A 26,544-nucleotide genomic window follows, 5' to 3' on the forward strand; every position below is an offset into this window, starting at 1 on the left:
GGGAGCAGTCTCGTGAGCAAGCGAATGCGATAGGGCGTCTCGCCCCTTCTTCGGCATCCCCTTTTTCCTTCCGTCGCGTCCGCACCCCTGTGCGTTGACGCGTGGAATTCGCCTGCCCTGTACGGGAGTTCGCCATGTCTGTCTTCACCGCTGCCGCCGACCAGTCCGTTTGTACGCCGCTGCCCGTTCTGGGCCGGGATGTCACCGTGCCGCTCGTCACCGGTGGCGAGGTCACCTACGCCGCGCTCGACTACGCCGCCAGCGCGCCCGCGCTGCAGCGGGTGTGGGACGACGTCGCCGCGTACGCCCCGTACTACGGCAGCGTGCACCGGGGCGCCGGGTACCTCTCGCAGCTGTCGACCGACCTGTTCGAGAACAGCCGCGCCACCGTCGCCGAGTTCCTCGACTGCCGCGAGGACGACCAGATCGTCTTCACCCGCTCCACGACCGACTCGCTGAACCTGCTGGCCGCCGCCCTGCCCGCCGACTGCCAGGTCTTCGTCTTCGAGACCGAGCACCACGCCTCGCTGCTGCCCTGGAGGGACGCCCGCGTCACCTACCTCAACGCGCCCCGCACGCCGGGCGAGACGGTCGACACACTGGAGCGGGCGCTCGCCGACCGCGACCCCTACGGCCCGGCCCTCGTCTGCGTCACCGGCGCGTCCAACGTCACCGGCGAGCTGTGGCCGGTGCGGGAGCTCGCCGCCGCCGCCCACGCGCACGGCGCGCGCATCGTGCTGGACGCAGCCCAGTTGGCGCCCCACCACCCGGTCTCCGTGCGCGAGCTGGACGTCGACTGGGTCGCCTTCTCCGGGCACAAGCTGTACGCGCCCTTCGGCTCCGGCGTGCTCGCCGGGCGGGCCGACTGGCTGAGCGAGGCCGAGCCGTACCTGGCGGGCGGCGGCGCCTCCCGCACGGTGGCCCGGCGCGCCGACGGCGGCGTCGACGTCGAGTGGCACACCACCGCGGCCCGCCACGAGGCCGGCTCGCCGAACGTCATCGGCGCGTACGCCATCGCCTCCGCCTGCAAGGCGCTCACCGAGGCCGGCTTCGACGACCTGGTGGCCCGCGAGCGGTACCTGATCGGCAAGGTGCGCGAGGGCCTGGCAGAGGTTCCCGAGGTGCGGGTGCTGTCGCTCTTCGGCGACGATGCCCCGCGTGTCGGCGTCATCTCCTTCGTGGTCGACGGCTGGAACAGCTCGCACTTCGCGGCGGCGCTCTCCGCCGAGTACGGCATCGGCGTGCGCGACGGCCTGTTCTGCGCCCACCCGCTCGTGCGGACCCTGCTCGGCAGCGACCCGCAGCAGATCGGCGAGTGCGGCGCGCCCGAGGCGGCGCCGCCCGGCGAGAAGTCGCTCAACGCGATCCGGGTCAGCTTCGGGGCGGGGACGCCGGATGAGCACGTCGACCGGTTCGTTCGGGCCGTGAAGGAGCTCGTGCGGGACGGGGCGAAGTGGAACTACCGTACGGAGGACGGGCGTTGTGTGCCCGACCGCGGCTGACCAGTCGCGTGCCCACCAGCACCGTGCGCAGCGCCCGCTCGGCCGCGTCCGCCAGCAGCTCGGCCGCCCGCTCCAGGGCCTCCTGGAGCGGGACGGGCCCGGGCGCGAGCGACTCGTAGGCGTCGAGCCCCGCGTCGCGGGCGCCGGGGCCCAGCGTGCCGGCCAGCGCGAGGACCGGCACCCCGGCCTCCCGGGCGCGGCGCGCCACCTCGCCGGGGATCTTCCCGCGCACGGTCTGCGCGTCGAGGGCGCCCTCGCCCGTGATGACCAGGTCCGCGCGGGCCAGGCGCGCGTCGAGGTCCAGCCCGTCGAGCAGCACCTCGAACCGGGGCAGCAGCCGGGCCCCGAGCGCCGCGAGCCCCGCTCCCAGGCCCCCGGACGCCCCGGTTCCGGGCGCCCCGCGCAGGTCGGCGGCCGGGGCGAACGCCTCCGTCAGCGCCGCCGCCCAGTGCTCCAGAGCCGCCGACAGGACTTCCACCTGAACGGGGGAGGCGCCCTTCTGGGGGCCGAAGACCCGGGCCACGCCGCGCTCGCCGCACAGCACGTTGTACGGGTTGCACGCCACCAGCAGCTCGGCCTCCGCGAGGCGCGGGTCGAGCCCGCTCGGGTCGATGGCCGCGAGCCGCCCCAGAGCCGCGCCGCCGCGCGGGAGTTCGCGGCCGTCCGCGTCGAGCAGGCGCACGCCCAGCGCCTGGAGCGCCCCGGCACCCCCGTCCGACGTACCGGAGTCGCCGCAGCCGACGAGGATGCGGCGGGCACCGGAGTCCAGGGCCGCGCGCAGCAGTTCGCCGACGCCGTACGTGGTCGTGGCGCCGGGGTCGCGGCGGCCGGGCCCCACCAGCGCGAGGCCCGCGACGGCGGCCATCTCCACCACCGCCGAGCCGTCGCCCAGCAGCGCGAAGTGGCTGTTCACGGGTGAGCCCAGCGGCCCGGTCGCCACGCACTCCACCAGGCGCCCGCCGGTCGCGGCGGCCAGCGCCTCCGCCGTACCCTCGCCGCCGTCGACCAGCGGGATCAGGTCCAGCCGCGCGCCCGGCAGGACCCGCCGCACCCCCTCGGCGATGGACTCGGCGGCCTGCCGCGCCGACAGGGACTCCTTGAAGCCGCTGGGCGCGACGGCGATGCGGTACGAGTGGCTCATGGGCGGGACTCCAGGAGGACGGGCACGCCGAGCAGCGGCCAGACGGTCAGGGCGAACAGCAGCACCACGCCCGCGGTGAGCGGGGCCAGCACGGCCGACAGCCGCAGCAGGTCGCGCGGCGCGTAGGTGGGCACGCCGTCCGGTACGTCCGCGAAGAGGGCCACCGGCTTGGCCGACGCGGGCAGCGTGTGGCAGAACCCGGCCGCGGCGGTGGACGCCAGCGCGGCCGTGACCGGATTGACCCCGGCGGCCGCCGCGGCCGCCACCACCAGCGGCACCAGCACCGAGGAGCGGGCCGAGCGGGACTGCAGCACCAGATGCGCGGCGGTGGAGACCGCCACGACCACGGTGAGGAACAGCCACGGCGGCGCGTCCACCGGCAGCCCCGCCACCAGCCACCCCGCGGCCCCCGAGTCCGAGAGCGCCACACCCATCGCCATCGTCGCCGCCATGAACAGCAGCAGCGGCCACGGCACCGTCCGCAGCGCGTCCTTGAGCCGTACGGTGCCGAGCGCGGGCGACGACGCCACCACCGCGCCGATCAGCGCGACGACCGCGGGCGACACCCGGTGCAGCGGCTCGCTGCACCACAGCACCACCACCGTGGCCAGCAGCAGCGCGCAGCGCGCCTCGGCGATGCTCAGCGGCCCGGTCACCGGCGCGGGGGAGTGCGCCTCGATGTCGGCGGCCGTGATGTGCACCGGGCCGCTCCGGTCGGCCCGCGAGGTGGAGGTCAGCAGCACCGCCTCGGCGGCCAGATGGGACGAGACGACCGCGAGCGGCAGGCCGAGCAGCAGCCACTCCACGAATCCCAGCCGCTGCCCCGACTGCTCCCACAGCACGTTGACCGTGATCAGATGCGCGCCCGCGCCGATCAGCGTCGCGACGGCGGACAGCAGCACGACGGTCGGGAAGAGCAGCGCCAGCATCACCACCAGCCGCCCCCGGTCCGCCAGCACCTTCGCCAGCGCCAGGAACACCGGCAGCGCGAGCGCGGCCCGCCCCGAGGTGGCCGGGACGGCGAACGACGTCACCACCAGCGCGGCGGTGGTGAGGTGGACCAGCTGGCGCACCGTACGGGCCCCGCTGACCAGAAAGGCCGCCGCCCGCCCCGCGAGCCCCGTCCGGGTGACCGCGGCCGCCAGCACGAACGCGCAGATCAGCAGCCAGATCGTTTCGTCGCCCAGCGTCGCGAAGAGGGTCTCGCTGCTGATCACGCCGGTCGCCGTGAGCGCCAGCCCGGCGCCCAGCGCGATGTACGTGTCGTCGACGGGCGTGGCGATCCAGGCGACGGTGGCGAGGACGAACACCCCGAGGGTGAGGCGCGCGTCGGCGCCGAGACCGGGGAAGTAGGACGGTATGGCCAGCACCGCGCACAGTCCGAGCGCGGCACCCAGCCACATCGCCCGGCTGAGGGAGAGCGTCACACCATCGAGTGTTTCCACCCGCCGTGAGCCCTCAATGAGCCCTTGGTGAAGGAAAGTTCATCTACGCCCGGCGTCACGGCATGCGGTAACCCATGCCGCGTACCGTCTCAAGTCGCCGCGCCCCCAGCTTCCTGCGCAGATTGCGCACGTACACGTCCACGATGTTCGACCCCGGATCGAAGTCGTACCCCCATACGTGGGACAGGATCTGCTCCCGCGACAGCACCTGGCCCGGATGGCGCAGGAACAGCTCCAGCAGCACGAACTCACGCGCCGTCAGGTCCACGGTCCGGTCCTCCGCGCGCGCCCGCCGGGTGCGCAGGTCCAGGCTCAGGTCGCCGCTGCGCAACACCGTCACCTCGGGCGCGCGGGCGGCGGTGCGCAGCCGCAGCCGTACCCGCGCCAGCAGCTCCTCGAAGCGGAACGGCTTCGTCATCCAGTCGTCCGCGCCGCCCTCCAGCCCGGCGACCGTGTCCCGCACCGAGTCCCGTGCCGTCAGCACGATCACCGGCAGCGTCACCCGCGCCTCGCGCAGCTCCCGCAGCACCGTGAAGCCGTCCCGGCCCGGCAGCCCGATGTCCAGCACCATCAGGTCGAAGCCGCCGGTGACGGCGTAGTCGAGCGCGGTGTCGCCGTCGGCGGCGACGGTGGTGGTGAAGCCGTTGGCACGCAGCCCCTTCTCGACGAAGGAGGCGATCCGCTCCTCGTCCTCGGCGATCAGCACGCGGTTCACTCGTCCTCTTCCTCCAGTACGAGTACGAAGGTGGCGCCGCCGCCCTCGGTGGGACGCAGCTCGACGCGCCCCCGGTGGCTCTCGGCGATGGCCTTCACGATGGACAGCCCGAGCCCCGCGCCGCCGCTGGTGCGGGTGCCCCGCCGGGCGGTGCCGCGCCGGAACCGCTCGAAGATCACACCGGCGTCGTCGGGCGGCACGCCGACGCCGCTGTCGGCGACGTACAGCTCGACGCGGGCCTCCACCTCCCGCGACCCGATCCTTATCCGCTGGCCCGGCACGGTGTGCTGGACGGCGTTCTGCGCGAGCTGGACCATCGCCTGCGTGATGCGCTGCGGGTCGAGCTCGGCCTCGCGGTCCGTGACGCCGTCCAGCACCCACTCCCGCTCGCCGAGCGCCCGCGCCTTGACGAACACGTCGGCGGTGAGCTCGCCCAGCTGGACCGGCTCCGGCGCCACGAAGTCGGGGCGCTCGGCCTTGGCCAGCAGCAGCAGGTCCTCCACGATCCGGCTCATCCGGTCCAGCTCCTCCGTGACCAGCCGGATGGTCTCCGCCTGCTCGGCCGGGTCGTCGCCCATCAGCTCCAGGTGCCCGCGCACGATGGTGATGGGGGTGCGCAGCTCGTGGCCGGCGTCGTCGACGAACTGTCGCTGCGCGGCGAACGCCCGCTCCAGCCGGTCCAGCATCGCGTTGAACGTCTCCGCTAGCAGCGCGATGTCGTCACGGCCCTGCACCGGGATCCGGCGCGTCAGGTCCTGCTCGGTGAGCTGCGCGGCGGTCTGCCGCACGATCCGTACGGGCGCGAGGATCCGGCCCGCGACGACCCAGCCGATCCCGGTCGTCATCAGCAGCGCGACGCCCGAGATCGCCAGCTGCGTACGGAACGCCTCGGCGGCGATGGCCTGTTCGTGGTCCGCGTGGAACGCCACGACGAACGCGCCGCGCGGCGCCGTGCCCGCCGGGCTGATCGGCACCTTCGCCCACCGCACCTCGCCCTGCGGGCGCTCCAGCGTGCCGGAGCGGGCGTCCGCCGCGAAGATCCGCGCGAGCGCGTCGCGGTCCCGGTACAGGGCGATGTCCTCCGCGATGTCCCGCGGCTGGCGCAGCACGTCCGGCGCGGGGCCCGTGCCCTCGGTCAGGCCCAGCAGCTCCTCGTCGGGGTCGGAGTACTGGCGCTGCAGGAACACCTGGAGCAGGCGGCGCGGCTCGGTGAACCGGGCACCGTCGGCCGGGTCCACGCCCTGGTCGACGAAGTTCGCGAACTCCCGCGTCTCCTGCGTCAGCAGCTGGCTGATCCGGTGGTCCACGTCCCGCAGCAGGATCGACCGCGTGGTCATCGCCACGGCGGCGAGCGCCACCGCCATCACCAGGAGCAGCCAGAGCAGGATCCGTACGCGCGCGGAGACGCGGCGGTCAGTTCTCGTCAAGGGCGTCGTCACCGAAGTCGTCATCGTCGTCGTCCCCCGGCGCGGGGGCGGGCGCGGGCGCGGCGGGCGGGACCGGCACGACGGCGTCGGTCGGCGTGCCTCCGGGCGTCCCGCCGGGCGCGTACGTCCGGCTCGGCGGCACCGCCGAGGGCGAGGGGCTCGCGGGCGCGGGGGCCGTAGGGGTGGGGCTCTGGCTCCCGGCGCCGGCGCCGGTGCTCACGCTCCCGCCCGGCCGCGGCGTGGCGTCCAACTCCACCTCGGGTGGCACGTGGGGCGCCTCGGGGGAGTCGGTCAGCACATAGCTGGTCGCCGCGATCCCGAGGGGGATGGCGACGACGGCGGCGAGCGTAGCCATGCGGTGGGTGAAGGCCATGCACCCATCCTGAGCGCGGCGTACGCCGCCGCGAATGAGCGCGAGATGAAGGCTCCTTCATGAACCGCATGCTCCCGGACCGCGCCCCCACGAGCCCCCGGGCTTCGGCCCCACCCCCCTCACGAGGGAAGCGTTACGCGAGGTTGACGGTTGTACGCGGGGGCTGACGCCCCGCGCCCACCGGGTAGCAAGCAATCGCCACCAGCGCCAGGCCCTGCGCAGCGGAAAGCCGCCCACCGGGCAGCGACCACGCCCCCCGCGCGAGCAACCTACGCGTCGAGGCCGATCGCGAACGCCGCCTCCAGGTCGTGCTGCGAGTACGTGCGGAACGCGACGTGCGTGTCCGTCGCCTCGACGCCCGGGATCTTGCTGATGCGGCCGGGGATGACGTCCGCCAGGTCGTCGTGCTTGGCCACGCGCACCATGGCGATCAGGTCGTACGTGCCGGTGACGGAGAAGACCTCGCTGACGTTCTCCAGCGAGGCGATCGACTCGGCGATCTCGGGGATGCGGTCCACGCTGGTCTTGATGAGCACGATCGCGGTGATCACGGCTGTCCTTCTCCCTCGGGGCCCGCTGTCTGGGCTTTCACTCTAGCCCTCCCCCCGTACCGGACCCACGCGTAGAGGAACCCGAGGCCGAAGCCCACCAGGTGCGCCAGGTACGCGACGCCGGGCCCGCTGCCGGCGCCGCGGGCCGCCAGCCACTGGAGGACGCACCAGAAGATCAGCACGATCCAGGCGGGGAACCGCAGCGGCAGGAAGAAGAGGAAGGGGAAGAGGCTGGTGACGCGTGCCTTCGGGAAGAGGTACAGGAAGGCGCCGAGCACTCCGGAGATCGCTCCCGAGCCTCCGACGAGGGTCTGCGCGGAGTGCGCGTGGGCCACCGCGTACCCGACGAGCGCGAGGTAGCCGCAGCCGAGGTAGAAGAGGGCGAACTGCAGGTGCCCCAGTCGTTCCTCGGCCATGGCGCCGAAGACGTAGAGGAAGAGCATGTTGCCGAGGAGGTGCAGCCAACTGCCGTGGACGAAGAGGGCCGTCAGCGGGGACGGCAGCGCGCCGGGGGTGCCGGTCAGCAGTTCGGCGGGGATCACCCCCCAGCGCCGGAAGTACGCGCTCTGCGCCGCGAGCAGCGCGTCACTGGTGCCGTACTCGTGGTTCAGACCGGACACCGGACTGATCAGGAAGATCAGACAGGAGGCCGCCATCACGCCATACGTCACCACCGGACCCCGCTCGATCATGCACAGATCATGACGTAAAGGGAGGGAGTGGGACAGGGTGCCTCGCCGGGCCACAGGGGTACCCGTGAGGCCGTAGGGTTACGGGCAGTACATCCGCAGTTCGATGGCGCACCGCGGGCTCGGCACCCGGCACGACCGGCACGAAAGAGGACGGCAACCCATGACGACGGTTCCCATGCCGACCGCGACGACCCGCTGGCGGTGCGCGCTCTGCGGCAATCTGACGCGCTTCGACGTGACCAGGTCTTCCAAGGTCGTCGAGTACGTCCATCTGGACCTTGCCGGTGAGCCGAAGGTCGAGGAGCGCGAGGTGGTCAGTGAGACCATCGAGTCGGTCCGCTGCCGCTGGTGCAACGCGGTGGACCAGATCGAGCTGGTGGACAGGCCGGACGCCGCCTCCTGACAGGAGGCCCGGCGGGGGCGAGGACGACGGGTAGTGGGGTGAGAACGTGGAGCAGCCCGCAAGCGGTGCTGAACCGGCCGGCGCGGCCGGAGACGCCGCCGAGGCGCTCGACCGCCCGCTGCCCGAAGGGGTGCGGCGCCGGGTCGTCGCGCTGGTGTCGGACGCCTTCGGCGGTCTGACCGTCGCGGAACTGCCCGCGCAGTTGCGGCAGTACGCCCGTTTCACCCCGTCCCGCCGGGTCAAGTTCGCGGGCAACGCCATGGCCGCCGCCCTGGAGGGCGACCCGGTCTTCCGGCAGCGGATCGGCGAGCGGTTCAAGGATGCGCAGCCGGAACTGGCCGGCGCGGTCGAGTCGGGTGCGCCGCCGGCGGCCGCCGACCCGGTCGACGTCGCCGCGGCCGCCTATGTGCTGCGCCCCGCCGGCTGGGCGAAGCTGGTCGCCGCGGCCGGCGAGGAGGCCCAGCGGGCGGACGCCGAGCGCGCCGACGAGGAGGGCCGCCGCGAGCTGGAGCGGCTGCGCGCGGAGCTCGCCGAGGCGCGGACGCAGACGCGCAACGAGACGGAGCGGCTGCGCGCCGAGCTGGACGCGGCCCGCAAGGAAGCCGAATCGCTTCAGCGCAAGCTCCGCAGCGCGCAGAGTGACGTCAAGCGGGGCGAGGCCGCCCTGCGCCGTACGCAGGCGGACATCGACGCGATCCGGGCCGAGGCGGCCGCGCAGGTCTCCGCCGCCGAGAGCGAGACGCGCCGTCTCAAGGCGCGGCTCGGTGAGACGGAGGCCGCCCTGGAGGCCAGCCGCCGGGCCGCCCGGGAGGGGCGCTCGGTGGAGGACATGCGGCTGCGGCTGCTGCTCGACACCGTCCTGGAGTCGGCGCAGGGCCTGCGCCGCGAGCTGGCGCTGCCGCCGGCCTCGGTCCACCCGGCGGACACCGTCGACGCGGTCGCGCCGGGCCGGATGTCGCCCAAGGACATCGCGGCGCGCGCCCTGTCGGAGACCGATCCGGCGCTGCTCGACCAGCTGCTGGCGCTGCCGCAGGCGCACATGGTGGTGGACGGCTACAACGTCACGAAGACCGGCTATCCGACCATGCCGCTGGAGAAGCAGCGGCTGCGGCTGCTCGGCGGCCTTTCGGCGCTGGCGGCCCGTACGGGCGCGGAGGTCACCTGTGTCTTCGACGGCGCCGAGCTCGCCGCGCCGGTGCTGCTCGCGCCGCCGCGCGGGGTGCGGGTGCTGTTCTCCAAGCCGGGCGTGACGGCGGACGAGCTGATCCGCCAGCTGGTGCGCGCGGAGCCGTCGGGCCGGCCCGTGGTCGTGGTCTCCACCGACCGCGAGGTCGCCGACGGCGTCGCCAAGTCGGGCGCGCGGCCCGTCTCCTCCGCGCTGCTGCTGAAGCGCCTTTCGCGGCTCTCGTGAAGTGCCGGGCCCCTTGCCCGAATTCGTCCCACTCTGAGCAGTACCTTGCGCCAACGTACCGTCAACTGCTCATGACGCAGTGTGGAATGTGTGTAAAGAATGGGGCTCCTGAGCGAGATTTTCCGTATGAGGATTTGAACTGATCACAGCATGGTCACTAGGGTCTGCTCGAACCTTCGCGCAGTTGATCGCCCACCCGGGGTGACAGTGAAGGAACCGTCTCGCCCGCGCAGTCCCCCGCGCAGCACCCGAGTGGTCGAGGCGGCTCTCGAAGGAGAAGGAGCTCGCCTCCGTGGCGTCCCACCGTCGTCCCAAGCAGCCGAGCCGTGCCCGCGTGACCGTGCTCACCGCGACCGCCGCCGCTGCCGTCGCCCTGTCCTCCCAGGCCGCTCAGGCAGAACCCAAGCCGAGCAAGAGCGAGGTCAAGGCCAAGGTCGACAAGCTCCACCACGAGGCCGAGGAGGCCACGGAGCAGTACAACCTGGCCGAAGAGCAGCGCGAGAAGCTCCAGAAGGAGATCAGCGCCCTCCAGGACAAGGTGGCGCGCGGCCAGGAGGAGCTCAACACGCTGCGCGACAGCATCGGTTCGGTGGCCAGCGCCCAGTACCGCGCCGGCGGCATGGACCCCTCCCTCCAGCTCTTCCTCTCCTCCGACCCGGACAGCTACCTCGACAAGGCCTCCGCCGTCGACCAGTTGAGCGCCAAGCAGGCCGAGGTCCTGGAGACCATCCAGGCCAAGCAGCGCACCCTCGCCCAGGAGCGCGCCGAGGCGACCGCGAAGCTCGCCGACCTCGAGGACGTCCGCAAGACGCTCGGCGAGAAGAAGAAGGCCTTCCAGGGCAAGCTCGCCGAGGCCCAGAAGCTCCTCAACACGCTCACCGCCGAAGAGCGCGCCAAGATGCAGGAGGAGGAGCAGCGCGCCAGCCGCGCCGCGAGCGACCGCGTCGAGCTGGGCAACGAGGTCCCCGCCTCCGCGCGCGGCGCCGCCGCCCTCGCGGCCGCCGACACCCAGGTCGGCAAGCCGTACATCTCCGGCGCCGAAGGCCCCAACGCCTACGACTGCTCCGGCCTGACCCAGTGGGCCTACCGCCAGGCCGGCGTCAGCCTCACCCGCACCACGTACACCCAGCAGAACGACGGCGTGAAGATCGGCCGCAGCCAGCTCAAGCCCGGCGACCTCGTCTTCTTCAACGGCCTGTCGCACGTGGGCCTGTACGCGGGGAACAACACCGTCCTGCACGCGCCGAAGCCCGGGACGGTCGTCCGGTACGAGTCGATGGACTGGCTGGGCACGTTCCAGTTCGGCGTCCGCATCTGACCCCGGGACGCGCCCGTACACTCCCCTGATCGGGGGAATCGCAACACTCCCAGCTGACGCTCCGCCCCGCCGGTGACCTTGTGGTCTACCGGCGGGGCGCCGCTGTTCGAGCCCTCCGGGGCCGCGGACGGCCTTTGGCCTGTGCGTAGCCGTCCGGCTACTGTCTGGCGCGCAACGCACACAGCTGAAGGGAGCGCGGTTCGTGGCGTCCCATCGCCGGTCCTCGCCGTCGGGTCTCTCGGGTCTCACCCAGGTCACCCGGAGCGCGACGGTCACGGTCCTCTCCGCCGCGGCGGCCACCGCGGCGGCCACCGCGGCGGCCGCTCTCGGCGCGGCCCCCGCGGGCGCGGCTCCCGGTGAGCCGGCCGACACCACGGAGACCACCCGGGCCAGGGTCGACCGGCTCTTCGAGGAGGCCGAGAAGGCCACCGAGGGGTTCAACAAGGCCGACGAGCGCGCCGACGCGCTGCGCGAGCAGGTCTCCCGCACCCAGGACGCCGTCGCCCGCGGCCAGGAGCGCATCAACCGCATGCGCGGCGCGCTCGGCACGGTCGCGGGCGCCCAGTACCGCTCCGGCGGCATGGACCCGGCGCTCGCGCTGCTGCTCTCCGACGACCCCGACACCTACCTCGACAAGGCCGCGACCCTCGACCGGATCAGCGAGCGGCAGAGCCGCGCCCTCACCGAACTGCGGCGCGCCCAGCGCCTGCTGGGCCAGCAGCGCGCCGAGGCCACCCGGCAGCTGGCCGAGCTGGAGCGCAGCCGGGACGCCGTCGCCCGCCACAAGCGGGTCGTCGAGCGCAAGCTGGCCGAGGCGCGGACGCTGCTCAACTCCCTCTCCGCCGAGGAGCGCGACAGCCTCGACCGGGCCTCGCGCTCCGGGCGCGACGACGTGCCGCCGCTCGAAGGGGCGGAGGGCCCCGCGGGCGAGGCCGCGTCCGAGCGGGCGGCCGCCGCGGTCCGGGCGGCCCGCTCCGCCGTCGGCCGCCCCTACATCTGGGGCGCCAACGGACCGTACGGCTTCGACTGTTCGGGCCTGACGCAGTGGTCGTACGCGCAGGCGGGCGTCGCCCTGCCGCGCACGTCGCAGGCCCAGCGCAACGCCGGGCGGCACGTGCCGCTCTCCGAGGCGCGCCCCGGGGACCTGGTGACGTACCGCTCCGACGCCAGCCACATCGGGATGTACATGGGCAACGGACAGGTCGTCCACGCCCCCTACCCCGGCGCGCCGGTGCGCTACGACCCCGTGGGCATGATGCCCATCTCGGCCGTCACGCGCGTCTGACCGTACGATCGCCGGGTGGTGGTGCGGAGGCGTGCGGTGGTGGTCGCGGCGTTGGGCCCCCTGCTGTTCTCCGGGATCTCCTCCGGCTGTACGGCTCCGGGGACGACGGCGCGCAGCGAGGAGCTCCGGGCGGGGGTGGACCGGTGGGCGGCGGCCGTCCGCTCCGGTGACCTCGCCGGCGTTCCGCTTGCCTCCTGGTCGTACCGGATCGTCGGGGCGCGGCGGGACGGCGACGACCGGGCCGCCGTCCGCGCGGAGCTCGGCTACCGCATCGAGGGGTACGACAGCGGCCCCGTCACCACCGAGCGGGCCCTGCTGCTCGCACGGCGGGACGGCCGCTGGCAGGTGACGTCCGACCGGCCCGCGCAGGGCGCCGCCCAGCAGCTGTGGGACCAGGGCGCCGTTGAGGTCGTACGCGGCCGGCGGAGCCTGGTTCTCGGCTCCGGGCAGGACACGGAGCGGCTGCGGGCGGTCGCGGCCACGGCGGACCGGGCGGTTCCGGCGGTGTCGGCCGCCTGGGCCGGGCCGTGGGCCCGGCGCGTGGTGGTGCTCGTCCCCGGCTCGCTGGACGGCATGGGCGCGCTGCTCGGCGCGCCGGCCGACCGGTACCGGGGCATCGCGGCGGTGACGACCGGCCGGGCCGGGGGCGGCCCGGACGCGCCGGCGGACCGGGTGGTCGTCAACCCCGAGGCGTACAACGCGCTCAGCGGCTTCGGCCAGGACATGGTGCTCACCCACGAGACGGCCCACGTGGCCACCCGGACCCACACCTCGGCGGCGACCCCGATGTGGCTCTCCGAGGGCTTCGCCGACTGGGCGGCCTACCGGGGCTCGGCCCACCCGGCCGCCCAGGCGGCGCCCGGTCTGCGGGACGCGGTACGCGCCGGCCGGCCCCCCGCGGCGCTGCCCTCCGACGCCGACTTCGCCTTCACGGGCGACGCCGGCGCCCTGGCCCGCGCGTACGAGGGCGGCTGGCTGGCCTGCGCGCTGATCGCCGACCGCTGGGGCGAGCCGGAGCTGCGGGCGTTCTACCGCGCGGTGGGCGCGCACCCGCGCCGCGAGGCCCGGGAGGAGGCCGTGGCGACGGCGCTGCGCGAGGTGCTGGGCACGACCCCGGAGGAGTTCACCGCCCGGTGGCGCGGCTATGTGCGGGAGCGGCTGGGCTGAGCCCCTCCGCCCTCCCTGCCCTCATGCTCTCAGTCCAGCGTCTGGACGATCTCCTGGCGGGTCGGTGTGAGGACGACGCGGCCGCGGGCGCCGTTGACGAGCGGCAGGTACGGCGGGACGTGGCCGCACTCGACGTCGGCGACGATCGGTACGCCGAGCGGGCCGAGCGCGTCCAGCACGGCCTCGGCCTGCGTGAGCGAGGCCCGGTCCGGCGCCGTGGTCCGGCCTACCAGGACGGCGTTCGCGGCGTCGAAGAAGCCGGCCAGGCGCATCCCGTGGAGGTTGCGGCAGATCTCCAGCGCGTCGTCGTCGCCCACCGCCTCCACGTAGACCAGCAGCCCCTCGGGGGCGTGGGCCCGGGCGAACGCCGTGACGTCGCCGTACGGCGTCCCCGCCACGTTGCTCACCGTCTCGATGCACCCGCCGATCAGGCGCCCCTCCACCTCCAGGTCGCCGTCGCCGTCGAGCCGGGTCCAGGTGCCGGTGGCGTTCAGGGTGTACTCGCGGACGTCCGGGAAGGCGCTGTAGTCGTCCCAGCCGGTGGTGCGGTGGCGGCCCGGCGGGGTCTGGGCGAACCGGCTCCCCTCGGGCAGGGCGGCGATGTCCAGCCAGGACAGCAGCCCCTCGGGCGTCCGGTAGGGGGTGTCCATCAGGTTGTTGCCGTGCAGGGTCGCGACCCCGGTCAGGAGTGTCAGCGGCGTGAGGATCGTCGACATGTCCGAGTACCCGACCAGCCAGGTCGGCTCGGCCTCGCGGAGCCGGTCGAAGTCGAGCAGCGGCAGCAGGTCGATCGCCGTCTCGCCGCCCCACGGCGGCACGACGGCCCTGACGGCCGGGTCCGTCAGCATCGCCATGAGCTCCGCCGCGCGCTCCGCCGCCGGGGCGCTGACGTGCCCCGAGCCGTCCATGCAGTCGCCGACGACCACCTCGTAGCCGCGCGCCTCCACCGTCGCGACGGCCACCTCCAGGCGCCCGCGGAGCTCCTTGGGGACACCGCTGGAGGGGGAGGTGACGGCCACGCGGTCCCCGGGACGCAGAGGACGGGGGTAGCGGATCGGCGCGGCGGGGGTACCGGAGGGAGTCATGATCGGAGTGTGGCAGAGGCCCTCAGGAGGCCAGTACCCGATTTCGGTCGTCGGTGTCCCGGTCCGTGGACGCGGCGCCGCCCTGCGCCGGGACCGTCGAGGCCCGCTCACGCGTGCGCGGCTCCGTGACCGTCTGCGCCCACAGCACGCGGCACGCCGTCAGCGTCGCCGCCACCAGGAGCCCGTTGCGCACCAGCAGGAGCAGCAGCCCCAGGGGATCGCTGTCCGCCACGTGCGAGAACCAGATCGGGAACTCCAGCAGCGTCACGCCGGTCGCCGCCAGCACCAGCCGGGCCGCCTTGCGCATCCGGCTGGCCGGGAAGACCAGGCAGACCGACGCCAGGCCCACCAGCCACAGCATGTACTGGGGACTGATCACCCGGCTCGTCGTGGTGAACAGCAGCACCGCCACGAACGCCGCGTCGCACAGCGTCGTCTTCCCGAACGCGCCCGAACGCCACACCCGCACCCGCCACACCAGCAGCCAGCCGAAGGCCGCCACCGTCAGCGCCATCGCCGCCGTGGAGACCACCGGCACGTACGGACCCAGGAACTCCACCGAGCCGTAGTTCAGCGTCGCCCGCCCCTCCCAGCCGAAGTGCCGCGCCACGTGGAACACCAGCGCCCCCAGCGACTCCACCTCGGTGCCCCGGTCCCGCTGGAACGTCAGGAACGCCAGCGCCCCCGGCATCGCCGCCATACAGAGCAGCAGCACCCCGGCCGCCGCCACCACCGCGGCGGTCCACGAGCGCAGGGTGACGCGCCCGCGCCGCGTCCCCGCGAGCAGCAGCACCGGCCAGACCTTCAGCATCGCGCCGAAACCGGCCAGCGCCCCCATGATCCGGGGGTGCCGGACGCCCGCGAGCAGCGCGGCGACGGCGACGGCGGTCACCATCAGGTCGTAGCGCGCGTACGAGGTCGGCCCCAGCAGCGGAACGCCCGCGACCCACACCCAGGCACCCGACAGGCACTTGCCCGGACGCCGGCCCGCGTACAGGAGCAGGCCGAAGACGGCCGCGTCGCAGGCGAAGGCGAGCAGGAAGAAGGCGGAGGCGTAGTCGAGGAAGGGCAGCAAGCCGGGGGAGAGGACGGCGAGGGCGGCGGCCGGCGGGTACTGCCAGGTCACGTCGTCCATCGGGTACGTACCTGCCCGCAGCACGTCGTACCAGCCGCGGTAGATCTGCGAGATGTCGGTGGTGATGTCCGGGCCCGGCAGCTTCATCACCTTGAAGACAAGGAGGAGCAGAAGGATCCTGGTCAGGAGCCATATGGGGATGGGGCCCTTCATGCCTACCTCTACCTCTACGTCGTCTTCTGGTGGGGGGTGGGGACTGCGCGTGGGCGACGGAGCGGGGCCGTTCGGTACTGTCGGCACCGATGCAAACGATGCACAAGACCTTGATCGTAACCAACGACTTTCCGCCCAGACCCGGTGGGATTCAGGCGTTCTTGCACAACATGGCGCTCAGGCTCGATCCCGAGCGTCTCGTTGTGTACGCCTCCACCTGGAAGCGGGGGCGTGAGGGCGCCGAGGCGACCGCTCTGTTCGACGCGGAACAGCCCTTCCGGGTTGTCCGCGACCGTACGACGATGCTGCTGCCCACCCCCCGGGTCACCGCCCGCGCGGTCGCGCTGCTGCGGGAGCACGGCTGCGAGTCGGTGTGGTTCGGGGCGGCGGCCCCGCTCGGCCTCATGGCGCCCGCGCTGCGCCGGGCGGGCGCGAAGCGGATCGTCGCCACCACCCACGGCCACGAGGCCGGCTGGGCCCAGCTGCCCGGCGCGCGGCAGCTGCTGCGGCGCATCGGCGAGGGCACGGACACGCTCACGTACCTCGGCGAGTACACGCGCTCGCGCATCGCCGCCGCGCTGACGCCCGAGGCCGCCGCACGGATGACGCAGCTGCCGCCGGGCGTCGACGAGAAGACCTTCCACCCCGGCTCGGGCGGCGACGCCGTGCGCGAGCGCCTCGGGCTCGCCGAGCGGCCGGTCGTGGTCTGCGTCTCGCGCCTCGTCCCGCGCAAGGGCCAGGACACCCTCATCAGTGCCATGCCCGCGATCCTCGCACGGGTGCCCGACGCGGTCCTGCTGATCGTGGGCGGCGGCCCGTACGAGAAGGACCTGCGCCGCCTCGCCGCGGAGACGGGCGTGGCCGGATCCGTGCGGTTCACCGGCGCGGTGCCGTGGGAGGAGCTCCCCGCGCACTACGGCGCCGGCGACGTCTTCGCCATGCCGTGCCGTACGCGGCGCGGCGGCCTCGACGTCGAGGGCCTCGGCATCGTCTACCTGGAGGCCTCGGCCACCGGCCTCCCGGTCGTCGCCGGCGACTCCGGGGGCGCGCCCGACGCCGTCCTCGACGGCGAGACCGGCTGGGTCGTGCGCGGCTCCTCCTCCGCGGAGTGCGCCGACCGCATCGTCACCCTCCTGGAGGATCCCGAACTCCGCCGGCGCATGGGGGAGCGGGGCCGCGCCTGGGTCGAGGAGAAGTGGCGCTGGGACTTGCTGGCGGAGCGGCTGCAGCGCTTGCTGTGAGGGCCGTGGGTGGCTCGGGGGGCGGCGGCTTGCCCTCCGGGCGCGGTCGCGCTTCCGCGGGGGCGGCTGCCGCCGGCGGGGTGCGGTGCGGGGCCCCTCCGGGCTCGACTCCTCGCGGTCGGCGGCCTTGGGATCGTACGGACGCAGATCAGTCTCGGCGCCCGACCCGCGCCCACCGGGCAGCAAGCACCGCGCAACGGCCCGCAGCGGTCAGGCCCGGTAGATCGCTTCGATCTCGTCCGCGAAGTCCTTCGCCACCACGTTCCGCTTCAGCTTCAGCGACGGCGTGATGTGCCCCGCCTCCTCCGTGAACTGCGACGAGAGGATCCGGAACTTCCGCACCGACTCCGCCTTGGAGACCGCCGCGTTCCCGTCGTCCACGGCCCGCTGGACCTCCGCCAGGAGCTCCGCGTCCTCCCGCAGCGACGCCGCCGTCGAACCGGACGGCTTGCCGTGCTCCGCCGCCCAGCGGGCCAGGAACTCCTCGTCCAGCGTGATCAGCGCGCCGACGAACGGCCGGCCGTCGCCGACGACCATGCACTCGGCGACGAGGGCGTGCCCCCGGATGCGGTCCTCGATCACCGCCGGGGCGACGTTCTTGCCGCCCGCGGTGACGAGGATCTCCTTCTTCCGGCCCGTGATGGCGAGGTAGCCGTCCTCGTCCAGCGTGCCGATGTCGCCCGTGTGGAACCAGCCGTCGGCCAGCGCCTCCGCGGTCGCCGCCTCGTTGTTCCAGTAGCCCGAGAAGACGTGCTCGCCGTGCAGCAGCACCTCGCCGTCGTCGGCGATCCGTACCACCGAGCCGGGCAGCGGCTGGCCGACCGTGCCGATCTTCGGCCGGTCCCACGGGTTGAACGCGGTCGCCGCGCACGACTCCGTCAGGCCGTACCCCTCCAGCACCGTGAAGCCGATGCCGCGGAAGAAGTGCCCGAGCCGCTCGCCCAGCGGCGCGCCGCCCGAGATGGCGAACTCGCCGCGCCCGCCCAGCACCGCGCGCAGCTTGCTGTAGACGAGCTTGTCGAAGACGAAGTGCTTCAGCCGCAGGCCGAGCGACGCGCCCTGTGGGGAGTCGACGGCGCGGCTGTACGCGATCGCCGTCTGCGCCGCCTTGTCGAAGATCTTGCCCTTGCCGTCCGCCTGCGCCTTGGCGCGCGCCGAGTTGTAGACCTTCTCGAAGACGCGCGGGACGCCGAGGATCAGGGTCGGCCGGAAGGAGGCCAGTTCGTCGGTGAGGTTCTTGATGTCGGGAACGCAGCCGAGGCGGATGGGCGCGAGGACCGATGCCACCTCGACCAGCCGGCCGAAGACGTGCGCGGCGGGCAGGAAGAGCAACACGGAGCACTCGCCGGTACGGAAGAGCGGCTTGAGGCGCTCCACGACGTTGCCGCACTCGGCGAAGAAGTTGCGGTGGGTCAGCACGCAGCCCTTGGGACGGCCGGTGGTGCCCGAGGTGTAGACGATGGTGGCGATGTCGTCGGCCTTGGCGCTGGCGCTGCGCTCGTCGACCGTCTCCTCGGAGACGTCCGCGCCGGCCGCGACCAGCTCGTCGATCCCGCCCTTGTCGATCTGCCAGACGTGCCGCAGCTCCGGCAGGCGGTCGCGTACGGACGCGACGGCGGCCGCGTGCGCGTCGCTCTCGACCATCACCGCGACCGCGCCCGAGTCGCCGAGAATCCACTGCACCTGCTCCGGCGAACTGGTCTCGTACACCGGCACGGTCACCGCGCCCGCGCTCCAGATCGCGAAGTCCATCTGCACCCACTCGTAGCGGGTGCGGGAGATGAGGCCCACCCGGTCGCCGGGCCGCACGCCCTGCGCGATCAGGCCCTTGGCGGCGGCCCGCACCTCGGCGAGGAACTGGGTGGCGGTCACGTCCGTCCAGGCACCGGCCACCTTGCGGCCCATGACAGCCACGTCCGGGTGCTGCGCGGCATTGCGGCGGATGAGATCCGTCAGATTGCCGTCCGTGGGGACCTCGTACAGGGCCGGAAGGCTGAACTCGCGCAAGACTGCTGCTCCTCATCGGGCGCCGGCGCCACGGCTCTGTGTGATGCACCGGCTGCGGTCCATGATCGGGCAGGTGCTCGGTGGGGGTGAGCACGACTGGACTGCCCGGACGTTACCGACCGGTACTAGGTTCCCGATAGGGGCCCCGGCCGAATGTTCGCTGCGTCACACGTGTTCGGGGGTGCTTCGCGCACAGTAGTCCACAGTCGTGACGACTCGGAAGTAACCGCAGGTCCGAGCGCTTAGGGTGGGGAGCTATGCGAGGCACGAGGGTCAACGTGATCAGTGACGTACACGGGAACGCCGAGGACCTGGCCAGGGCGGGGGACGGCGCGGACGCCCTGATATGCCTCGGCGACCTCGTCCTCTTCCTGGACTACCACGACCACTCGCGCGGCATCTTCCCCGACCTCTTCGGCGTCGAGAACGCCGACCGGCTCGTCGAACTGCGCACCGACCGCCGCTTCGACGAGGCCCGTGAGCTGGGCCGCCGGCTCTGGGCCGAGCTGGACATGGACCGCGAGACGGCCATCGAGGCGGCCGTGCGCAAGCAGTACGCCGACCTCTTCGCCGCCTTCCCGACCCCGACGTACGCGACGTACGGGAACGTCGACATGCCCGGCCTCTGGCACGAGTACGCCCGCCCCGGCACCACCGTCCTGGACGGGGAGCGCGTCGAGATCGGCGGCCGCGTCTTCGGCTTCGTGGGCGGCGGGCTGCGCACCCCGATGCGCACCCCGTACGAGATCTCCGACGAGGAGTACGCGGCGAAGGTCGAGGCGCTGGGCGAGGTGGACGTGCTGTGCTCGCACATCCCGCCGGAGCTGCCGGAGCTGACCTACGACACGGTCGCGCGCCGCTTCGAGCGCGGCAGCCGGGCGCTGCTCGACGCGATCCGGCGGACGAAGCCGCGGTACGCGCTGTTCGGGCACGTCCACCAGCCGCTGGTGCGGCGCATGCGGGTGGGGGCGACGGAGTGCGTGAACGTCGGCCATTTCGCGTCGACCGGGACGCCGTGGGCCCTGGAATGGTGAAGCGCGGCCACGCGATAACCTTCCCCCCTCAGACTCACCCAAGGAGCCACAGCGATGGCGGAACACACCAGCTCGAGCATTGAGATCGAGGCGGCGCCGGCCGACGTCATGGGCGTGATCGCCGACTTCGCGCGCTACCCCGAGTGGACGGGCGAGGTGAAGGAGGCCGAGGTCCTCTCGACGGACGCCGCCGGCCGCGCCGAGAAGGTCCGGCTGCTGCTGGACGCGGGCGCGATCAGGGACGAGCACACCCTGGCGTACACCTGGACCGGCGACGACGAGGTCAGCTGGACGCTGGTCAAGTCCCAGATGCTCCGCGCGCTGGACGGCACGTACCACCTGGCCCCGCTCGCGGGCGGCACTCGCACCAAGGTGACGTACCGGCTGACGGTGGACGTCAAGATCCCGATGCTCGGCATGATCAAGCGCAAGGCGGAGAAGGTCATCATCGACCGCGCCCTGGACGGCCTGAAGAAGCGCGTCGAGTCGACCGCCTCCCAGGCCTGAGCCGGGGGGCCAAACCGCCCCGGTAGCGTGGGCCCATGCGCACCCTCCTCGTCACCGGCCCCGGCGGCGCCGGCCGCACCACCCTCGCCGCCGCGACCGCCCTCGGCAGCGCCCGGCAGGGGCAGCGGGTCCTGCTGCTCACCAGTGACCGGGAACCCGCCGAGTGGTTCCGGGACACCTTCCCGGACGGTGACGGCCCCGTCGTCCGCCGTATCGACTCCGGGGCGTACTTCCGCGCCGAGATGCTGGCCTTCCAGGAGCGCGCCGCGACCGCCCTCGGTCTGCTCGGCGCCACTCCCCTCGCGGAGGAGGAGCTCACCGAGCTGCCCGGCAGCGACCGGTTCGCCCTGCTGAGGGCCCTGCGGGACGCCGCCGCCGGGGACTGGGACCTCGTCGTCGTCGACCTGCCGCCGCTGCCCGACGCCCTCGCCGTACTCGCCCTCCCCGCGCAGCTGCGCCGCTACCTGCGGCGGCTGCTGCCGCCCGAGCGGCAGGCCGCCCGCGCGCTGCGGCCGATGCTCGCCCAGCTCGCCGGCGTACCGATGCCCGCCGAGTGGCTGTACGAGACCGCGGGCCGCTGGGACGGCGAACTCGCCGCCGTCCAGGCGCTCGTCGAGGCCCCGACGACCTCGGTGCGGCTGGTCGCCGAGCCGGGACCGGCCGCCACCGCCGCACTGCGCACCGCCCGCGCGGGGCTCGCCCTGTACGGCCTCGCCATCGACACGGTCGTCGCCAACCGGATCCTGCCGGCCGCCTCCGCCGACCCATGGCTCTCCGGCCTCGCCGCCGAGCAACAGGACCACCTGAAGGCGCTGTACGCGGACCATGAGGACCACGAGGGCCTCGGCGAGGTACCGCACCTGGGGCGCGCGCCCCGCTCCGCCGACGACCTCGCCCTCCTCGGCGTACCGGACGTGACCCGGGACGCGGCCCCGGACAGCGTCCGGCCCGCGCCGGAGTGGACCGTCGAGGACCGCCGCGACCCCGACGGCGTCCTGGTCTGGCGGATCCCGCTGCCCGGCGCCCGCAAGCCCGACCTCGGGCTGGTCCGCCGAGGCGACGAACTGGTGCTCACGGTCGGGCCGTTCCGCCGCATCGTGGCCCTGCCGTCCGCCCTGCGCCGCTGCACCGTCTCGGGCGCGGGCCTCGCGGACGGCGTGCTGAACGTGCGGTTCACACCCGACCCGGATTTGTGGCCCCGCACGCGGTAACGTCGACAGTGACCCAGCCACAGCACCGCCGCAGCAGCCGCAGGAGTACGCCATGAGCGATGCCACCCAGCATCCCGACGCCGACGCCTGGGCGAAGGCCTGCGCCGAGGACTTGGAGGACGAGCGGGCGCGCCGCCGCGGGCAGGCCGGCCCGCCGCCCGGCGCCGCCGCCGAGGAGCTGCGCAAGCTCGTCGACGCGGTCGCGGAGAAGGTCGCCGGCTTGCGCGCCCCGCTGCTCGGCGCGGGCGCGCAGAACGCCGTGCAGCAGCTCGTCAGCCAGGCCAAGTCGGCCGTGGAGCCGATGATCGAGCGCAACCCCGAGGTCTTCGACCACCTCGCCGCCGCCGGCAGCGAACTGCTCGCCGCGTACCGCTCCGCCGTCGAGGGCCAGGAGCGCCGCTGGACGCAGGGCCGGCCCGGAGCCGGGAAGAGCGACGACGGCTCCGGCCGCGACGACCGCGACAACCGTGAAGGCCCGGACCCGAGCGAGCACATCGACCTGGACTGAGGGCTCCGTGCCCGCCCTCGGGTACGGTTGGCCGTAGCGGGGCTCGACCGAAAACTGAGGGACACATGGGACTCACCATCGGCGTCGACATCGGCGGCACGAAGATCGCGGCCGGAGTGGTCGACGAAGAGGGCACGATCCTCGACATCCACAAGGTGCCCACCCCGCCGACCGCCGACGGCATCGTCGACGCGATCTGCGCCGCCGTCGCCGAGGCGGGCAAGGGCCACGAGATCGAAGCGGTCGGCATCGGTGCCGCCGGTTACGTCGACGACAAGCGCGCCACCGTCCTGTTCGCGCCGAACATCCACTGGCGGCACGAGCCGCTGAAGGACAAGGTCGAGCAGCGCACCGGTCTCCCGGTGGTCGTGGAGAACGACGCCAACGCCGCCGCCTGGGGCGAGTACCGCTTCGGCGCCGGCCAGGGCCACGACGACGTCATCTGCATCACCCTCGGTACGGGGCTCGGCGGCGGCATCATCATCGGCAACAAGCTGCGCCGCGGCCGCTTCGGCGTGGCCGCCGAGTTCGGCCACATCCGGGTGGTGCCGGACGGTCTGCTGTGCGGCTGCGGCAGCCAGGGCTGCTGGGAGCAGTACGCCTCCGGGCGCGCCCTCGTGCGGTACGCCAAGCAGCGCGCCGCCGCCACCCCGGAGAACGCCACGATCCTGCTGGCGCTGGGCGACGGCACCCCCGAGGGCATCGAGGGCAAGCACATCAGCGACGCGGCCCGCCAGGGCTGCCCGGTCGCCGTCGACTCGTTCCGCGAGCTGGCCCGCTGGGCCGGGGCGGGCCTCGCCGACCTGGCGTCGCTGTTCGACCCGTCGGCGTTCATCGTCGGCGGCGGCGTCTCGGACGAGGGCGAGCTGGTCCTCGGCCCGATCCGCAAGTCCTTCCGCCGCTGGCTGGTGGGCGGCCGCTACCGCCCGCACGCCCAGGTGCTCGCGGCCCAGCTGGGCGGCAAGGCCGGGCTCGTCGGCGCGGCCGACCTGGCCCGCCAGGGCTGATCTTCACGTATCACGGTGCCCGCCGCGTCCTCACCCGGATGCGGCGGGCACCGTCATATCGTGCTGGTATGACGCTCGACGACCTGCCCAACTCCCGCACCGAGCCGGACGGTTCGGCCGTGATTCGGGTGCTCTCGTACAACGTCCGCTCGATGCGCGACGACGAGGACGCGCTCGCGCGGGTGATCCGGGCGTGCCGGCCCGACGTGGTCTTCGTCCAGGAGGCGCCCCGCTTCTTCCGGTGGCGCAAGCACGCCGCGCGGCTCGCCGCGAAGAGCGAGCTGGTGGTGCTGACGGGTGGCGCGACGGCGTCCGGGCCGCTGCTGCTGTGCTCGCTGCGGATGACGGTCGAGCGCACAGAGGACGTCCTGCTGCCGCTCACGCCCGGCCTGCACCGGCGGGGCCTGGCGACGGCGGTGGTACGCGCGGGCGGCACCCGGCTCGGGCTGGTCGGCTGCCATCTGAGCCTGAGCTCCGACGAGCGGTACGCCCAGGCCGGGATGGCCCTGGACCGGCTGGCCGCCCTGGGCGCGCCGCACGCGATCCTGGCGGGCGACGTCAACGACGAGCCGGACGGGAGCGCGTTCCGGCGGCTCGCGGCCGAGCTCCAGGACTGCTGGTCGGTACGGCCCTGGGGCGGCGAGCACACCTGGGCGCCCGGCGAGCCGCGCAAGCGGATCGACGCGGTCTTCGCCACGAAGGACATCGAGGTGCTCGGCTGCGGCGTCCCACAGGGCCTGCCGGGCGTCACGGACGCGGACCTCCGCGCGGCCACGGACCACCTCCCGGTCCTGGCGGCGCTGAGGGTCCCGGGCAGGTCCTAGGGGGTGTCCCCCAGCCCTTAGACGACGGCGCCCCGGCCCGGGTCGTCGTCCTCCTCGTCGCCGTGGCGCATCCGCGCCACGAGCGTGAGGAAGCCGCCGACGAAGCCGCCCACGCACAGGGTGGTGAGCCACCACGTCATGTCCCACTGGAGCAGCACCGCGGCCAGCATCAGCACCGGGCCGCCGACCACGCCGAGCCACGCGAACTTCGCGGTCGTGTCCGCCTCCGGCAGCGGCGGCGGCTCAGGGGGGACGAAGTGGCCCTCGTCCGAGGCGTCGAGGTCCTCCTCCTTGGGCTCCGGCAGCGCGTAGTCGCGCGGGCCGCCGCCCCCGACGCCGGGGGCGAAGACCACCGAGCTGCCCAGCGGCCGGTCCGAGGCCCCGCCCGCGTCGCGGGTGCCGTCGTCCTCGGGGTCGTTGTCGACGTCGTCCTGGGCGCCGCGGACGCCGTGGACGTCATCGATGCCGTTGACGCCGTTGACGTCGCCCTCGGGCAGCGCGAGGTCCTCCACGGCCTTGAACGTGAACGGCTTGACGCCCGGCGGGTCCGCCGGCTCCTCGCCGTACCCGGCGACGATCGCCGCCCATGCCGCCTCTTCGTCGAACGGCTGCTCGTCCCGCTTGTCCGAGTCGTGCTGCTCAGCCACCGGTGGTGCTCCCCTTCTCGCCGACGCTCGGAGCGAGCCGGCCGATGAACGCGTAACTCTCCTCGAAGATCCGCTCCGCGTCGTGGTCCAACGTCGCCACGTGGTAGCTCTGTTCCAGCAGGACCTCCCGGACGTCCACCGAGGAGATCCGGCTCAGGATGCGGGCCGAGTCGGCGGGCGACACCACGTGGTCCTGCGGGCTGTGCAGCAGCAGCACCGGCTGCGTGACCTGCGGGAGCTCGCCGTCGACCAGCTTGAAGAACCGCCGCACCGAGTGCGCGGCGTGCAGCGGCACCCGGTCGTACCCGGCCTCCGTCATGCCCTCCTTGGCTATGTCGTCCACGATGCCGGGCCGCGACGGGACGAGGTGGCGCACGACCGGCAGCGCGTGGGCGGCGAGCCCGTGGATCTTGTTCGCCGGGTTCACCAGCACGATGCCCCGCACGGCGTCGCCGTGCCGCGCGGCGAGCCGCAGGGTGAGAGCCCCGCCCATGGACAGCCCGAAGACGAAGACCTGCTCGCACCGGGCCAGCAGCCCCCGCAGCTCGCGGTCCACCTCCGCGTACCAGTCCTGCCAGGTGGTGACCTGCATGTCCTGCCAGCGGGTGCCGTGCCCGGGCAGCAGCGGCAGCGACACCGTCAGGCCGCGCGCGGCCAGGTACTCGGCCCAGGGCCGCAGGGACCGCGGCGAACCGGTGAAACCGTGACAGAGCAGCACGCCGACCCGGCCGCCCTCGTGGCGGTACGGCTCGGCTCCGGGGACGACCGGCACGGGGGTCTCCTGTTCGGGAAAGGGTGATCGGTGGGGTGGGGGTGGATCTCTGGAAGGAGGTGTACTTCACCGTACGCGACCGGACTGACACCGACCAGAGCCGTCGCCCCACCCGTCAGCCCATCAGGAAGGGGCCAGGCGCCGCACGGGTTATGGTCTGTTCGACGGAACACAGGAGAGGCACTCGAAACTTGATCTACGGCGCAATGAAGTTCTCCATCGGAGGGACGCTGAAGCTCGCCTTCAGGCCCTGGGTGGAGGGCCTCGAGAACATTCCCGCCGAGGGGCCGGCGATCCTCGCGAGCAACCACCTCTCCTTCTCGGACTCCTTCTTCCTGCCCGCGGTCCTGGACCGCAAGGTGACCTTCATCGCCAAGGCCGAGTACTTCACCTCGCCCGGCCTGAAGGGCAAGCTGACGGCCGCGTTCTTCAAGGGCGTCGGCCAGCTGCCGGTGGACCGCTCGGGCGCCCGGGGCGCCGGCGAGGCGGCGATCAAGAGCGGCATCGAGGTCATCGAGCGCGGGGAGCTGTTCGGCATCTACCCCGAGGGCACCCGTTCGCCGGACGGCCGCCTCTACCGCGGCAAGCCCGGCGGCCTCGCGCGTGTGGCGCTGGCCACGGGCGCGCCGGTCATCCCGGTCGCGATGATCGACACCGAGAAGATCCAGCCGCCCGGCAAGGTCGTCCCCAAGCTCATGCGCCCGGGCATCCGGATCGGCAAGCCGCTGGACTTCAGCCGCTACCACGGCATGGACGGCGACCGTTTCATCCTGCGCTCGGTCACCGACGAGGTGATGTACGAGATCATGAAGCTGTCCGGCCAGGAGTACGTCGACATCTACGCGACCGCCGCCAAGCGCCAGATCGCCGACGCGGAGAAGGCGGCGAAGGAAGCGGCGAAGGAGGCGGCGAAGGAAGCTGCCAAGGACGCCGCCAAGGCCGAGCGGGAGCAGCCCGGCGCCTGACGGCGCCGTACGTCCAGC

Annotated in this window: 25 protein-coding genes and 1 pseudogene; 14 read left to right on the forward strand and 12 right to left on the reverse strand. The window is 73.4% G+C overall.

Annotated features, from left to right (window positions below; genetic code table 11):
* Positions 1–134: 134 nt before the first annotated feature.
* Positions 135–1,502 carry an aminotransferase class V-fold PLP-dependent enzyme gene (locus ACIRNI_RS10695; RefSeq protein WP_403550248.1) on the forward strand — a complete coding sequence of 456 codons (1,368 nt, stop codon included), beginning with the start codon at positions 135–137 and terminating at the stop codon, positions 1,500–1,502.
* Here ACIRNI_RS10695 and ACIRNI_RS10700 read toward each other — a convergent pair.
* The 7 genes and pseudogenes from ACIRNI_RS10700 to ACIRNI_RS10730 form a co-directional block, all read right to left on the reverse strand.
* Positions 1,460–2,643 (reverse strand): annotated as a pseudogene (locus tag ACIRNI_RS10700) (glycerate kinase). The gene ACIRNI_RS10695 and the pseudogene ACIRNI_RS10700 sit on opposite strands and share 43 nt — an antisense overlap.
* Positions 2,640–4,046: an SLC13 family permease gene (locus ACIRNI_RS10705; protein ID WP_403550837.1), complete on the reverse strand. Its 1,407-nt coding sequence runs from the start codon at positions 4,044–4,046 to the stop codon at positions 2,640–2,642. The pseudogene ACIRNI_RS10700 and the gene ACIRNI_RS10705 overlap by 4 nt, the downstream one beginning before the upstream one ends.
* Positions 4,047–4,143: 97 nt before the next feature.
* On the reverse strand, positions 4,144–4,803 hold the full coding sequence (locus tag ACIRNI_RS10710; protein WP_403550249.1) for a response regulator transcription factor: 660 nt from the start codon (positions 4,801–4,803) through the stop codon (positions 4,144–4,146).
* Positions 4,800–6,254 (reverse strand): sensor histidine kinase, encoded by a 1,455-nt coding sequence (locus ACIRNI_RS10715; protein WP_403550251.1) that lies wholly within the window; start codon positions 6,252–6,254, stop codon positions 4,800–4,802. Before ACIRNI_RS10715 ends, ACIRNI_RS10710 begins: the two co-directional genes overlap by 4 nt.
* Positions 6,217–6,603 (reverse strand): small hydrophilic protein, encoded by a 387-nt coding sequence (locus tag ACIRNI_RS10720; protein ID WP_403550253.1) that lies wholly within the window; start codon positions 6,601–6,603, stop codon positions 6,217–6,219. The genes ACIRNI_RS10715 and ACIRNI_RS10720 overlap by 38 nt, the downstream gene beginning before the upstream one ends.
* Before the next feature lie 269 nt (positions 6,604–6,872).
* On the reverse strand, positions 6,873–7,154 hold the full coding sequence (locus tag ACIRNI_RS10725; protein ID WP_403550254.1) for an Lrp/AsnC family transcriptional regulator: 282 nt from the start codon (positions 7,152–7,154) through the stop codon (positions 6,873–6,875).
* The gene (locus tag ACIRNI_RS10730; RefSeq protein WP_403550256.1) at positions 7,151–7,846 is read right to left on the reverse strand and encodes a rhomboid family intramembrane serine protease; all 696 of its coding nucleotides are present in this window, start codon (positions 7,844–7,846) and stop codon (positions 7,151–7,153) included. Before ACIRNI_RS10730 ends, ACIRNI_RS10725 begins: the two co-directional genes overlap by 4 nt.
* Positions 7,847–8,006: 160 nt before the next feature.
* Here ACIRNI_RS10730 and ACIRNI_RS10735 point away from each other — a divergent pair, with 160 nt between their 5' ends.
* From ACIRNI_RS10735 to ACIRNI_RS10755, 5 genes are all read left to right on the forward strand, one after another.
* Positions 8,007–8,249, forward strand: coding sequence for a hypothetical protein (locus ACIRNI_RS10735; RefSeq protein WP_355367223.1), 243 nt, complete (start codon positions 8,007–8,009; stop codon positions 8,247–8,249).
* Between the two features lie 46 nt (positions 8,250–8,295).
* Positions 8,296–9,660 (forward strand): NYN domain-containing protein, encoded by a 1,365-nt coding sequence (locus tag ACIRNI_RS10740; RefSeq protein ID WP_403550258.1) that lies wholly within the window; start codon positions 8,296–8,298, stop codon positions 9,658–9,660.
* Between the two features lie 292 nt (positions 9,661–9,952).
* The gene (locus ACIRNI_RS10745; protein WP_403550260.1) at positions 9,953–10,978 is read left to right on the forward strand and encodes an NlpC/P60 family protein; all 1,026 of its coding nucleotides are present in this window, start codon (positions 9,953–9,955) and stop codon (positions 10,976–10,978) included.
* Between the two features lie 202 nt (positions 10,979–11,180).
* Positions 11,181–12,263 (forward strand): NlpC/P60 family protein, encoded by a 1,083-nt coding sequence (locus tag ACIRNI_RS10750; RefSeq protein ID WP_403550262.1) that lies wholly within the window; start codon positions 11,181–11,183, stop codon positions 12,261–12,263.
* Positions 12,264–12,278: 15 nt separating this feature from the next.
* On the forward strand, positions 12,279–13,430 hold the full coding sequence (locus ACIRNI_RS10755; RefSeq protein WP_403550264.1) for a hypothetical protein: 1,152 nt from the start codon (positions 12,279–12,281) through the stop codon (positions 13,428–13,430).
* Positions 13,431–13,459: 29 nt separating this feature from the next.
* Here ACIRNI_RS10755 and ACIRNI_RS10760 read toward each other — a convergent pair whose 3' ends face one another.
* The gene (locus tag ACIRNI_RS10760) at positions 13,460–14,515 is read right to left on the reverse strand and encodes a S66 peptidase family protein (RefSeq protein WP_403550266.1); all 1,056 of its coding nucleotides are present in this window, start codon (positions 14,513–14,515) and stop codon (positions 13,460–13,462) included.
* A gap of 22 nt (positions 14,516–14,537) precedes the next feature.
* Positions 14,538–15,803 (reverse strand): glycosyltransferase 87 family protein, encoded by a 1,266-nt coding sequence (locus tag ACIRNI_RS10765; RefSeq protein ID WP_403550268.1) that lies wholly within the window; start codon positions 15,801–15,803, stop codon positions 14,538–14,540.
* A 98-nt stretch (positions 15,804–15,901) separates the two neighbouring features.
* Between ACIRNI_RS10765 and ACIRNI_RS10770 the strand changes: the two genes are divergently transcribed.
* Positions 15,902–17,044, forward strand: a complete 1,143-nt coding sequence (locus ACIRNI_RS10770) for a glycosyltransferase family 4 protein (RefSeq protein WP_403550270.1) — start codon at positions 15,902–15,904, stop codon at positions 17,042–17,044.
* Between the two features lie 210 nt (positions 17,045–17,254).
* On the opposite strand, the gene ACIRNI_RS10775 is transcribed toward ACIRNI_RS10770, so the two are convergent.
* Positions 17,255–19,051, reverse strand: coding sequence for an AMP-dependent synthetase/ligase (locus tag ACIRNI_RS10775; RefSeq protein ID WP_403550272.1), 1,797 nt, complete (start codon positions 19,049–19,051; stop codon positions 17,255–17,257).
* 257 nt (positions 19,052–19,308) lie between these two features.
* Here ACIRNI_RS10775 and ACIRNI_RS10780 point away from each other — a divergent pair, with 257 nt between their 5' ends.
* The 6 genes from ACIRNI_RS10780 (at position 19,309) to ACIRNI_RS10805 (ending at position 24,142) form a co-directional block, all read left to right on the forward strand.
* Positions 19,309–20,085, forward strand: coding sequence for a metallophosphoesterase (locus tag ACIRNI_RS10780; protein WP_403550274.1), 777 nt, complete (start codon positions 19,309–19,311; stop codon positions 20,083–20,085).
* Between the two features lie 54 nt (positions 20,086–20,139).
* On the forward strand, positions 20,140–20,592 hold the full coding sequence (locus tag ACIRNI_RS10785) for an SRPBCC family protein (protein WP_403550276.1): 453 nt from the start codon (positions 20,140–20,142) through the stop codon (positions 20,590–20,592).
* A gap of 35 nt (positions 20,593–20,627) precedes the next feature.
* On the forward strand, positions 20,628–21,803 hold the full coding sequence (locus tag ACIRNI_RS10790) for an ArsA family ATPase (protein WP_403550277.1): 1,176 nt from the start codon (positions 20,628–20,630) through the stop codon (positions 21,801–21,803).
* A gap of 52 nt (positions 21,804–21,855) precedes the next feature.
* On the forward strand, positions 21,856–22,311 hold the full coding sequence (locus tag ACIRNI_RS10795; protein ID WP_403550279.1) for a DUF5304 domain-containing protein: 456 nt from the start codon (positions 21,856–21,858) through the stop codon (positions 22,309–22,311).
* A 65-nt stretch (positions 22,312–22,376) separates the two neighbouring features.
* Positions 22,377–23,318 (forward strand): ROK family glucokinase, encoded by a 942-nt coding sequence (locus ACIRNI_RS10800; protein ID WP_361414476.1) that lies wholly within the window; start codon positions 22,377–22,379, stop codon positions 23,316–23,318.
* A gap of 68 nt (positions 23,319–23,386) precedes the next feature.
* Complete coding sequence (locus ACIRNI_RS10805; protein ID WP_403550281.1) at positions 23,387–24,142, forward strand: endonuclease/exonuclease/phosphatase family protein; 756 nt, start codon at positions 23,387–23,389, stop codon at positions 24,140–24,142.
* 17 nt (positions 24,143–24,159) lie between these two features.
* Here ACIRNI_RS10805 and ACIRNI_RS10810 read toward each other — a convergent pair whose 3' ends face one another.
* Both ACIRNI_RS10810 and ACIRNI_RS10815 read right to left on the reverse strand, forming a co-directional pair.
* Positions 24,160–24,789, reverse strand: a complete 630-nt coding sequence (locus ACIRNI_RS10810) for a hypothetical protein (protein ID WP_403550283.1) — start codon at positions 24,787–24,789, stop codon at positions 24,160–24,162.
* Positions 24,782–25,561, reverse strand: coding sequence for an alpha/beta hydrolase (locus tag ACIRNI_RS10815; RefSeq protein WP_403550285.1), 780 nt, complete (start codon positions 25,559–25,561; stop codon positions 24,782–24,784). The genes ACIRNI_RS10810 and ACIRNI_RS10815 overlap by 8 nt, the downstream gene beginning before the upstream one ends.
* A 206-nt stretch (positions 25,562–25,767) precedes the next feature.
* Here ACIRNI_RS10815 and ACIRNI_RS10820 point away from each other — a divergent pair, with 206 nt between their 5' ends.
* Complete coding sequence (locus ACIRNI_RS10820; RefSeq protein WP_403550839.1) at positions 25,768–26,526, forward strand: lysophospholipid acyltransferase family protein; 759 nt, start codon at positions 25,768–25,770, stop codon at positions 26,524–26,526.
* The last annotated feature ends 18 nt before the right edge of the window (positions 26,527–26,544 follow it).

The sequence above is a fragment of the Streptomyces sp. NPDC093546 genome (assembly GCF_044765045.1).
In the GTDB taxonomy this organism is placed as follows: domain Bacteria; phylum Actinomycetota; class Actinomycetes; order Streptomycetales; family Streptomycetaceae; genus Streptomyces.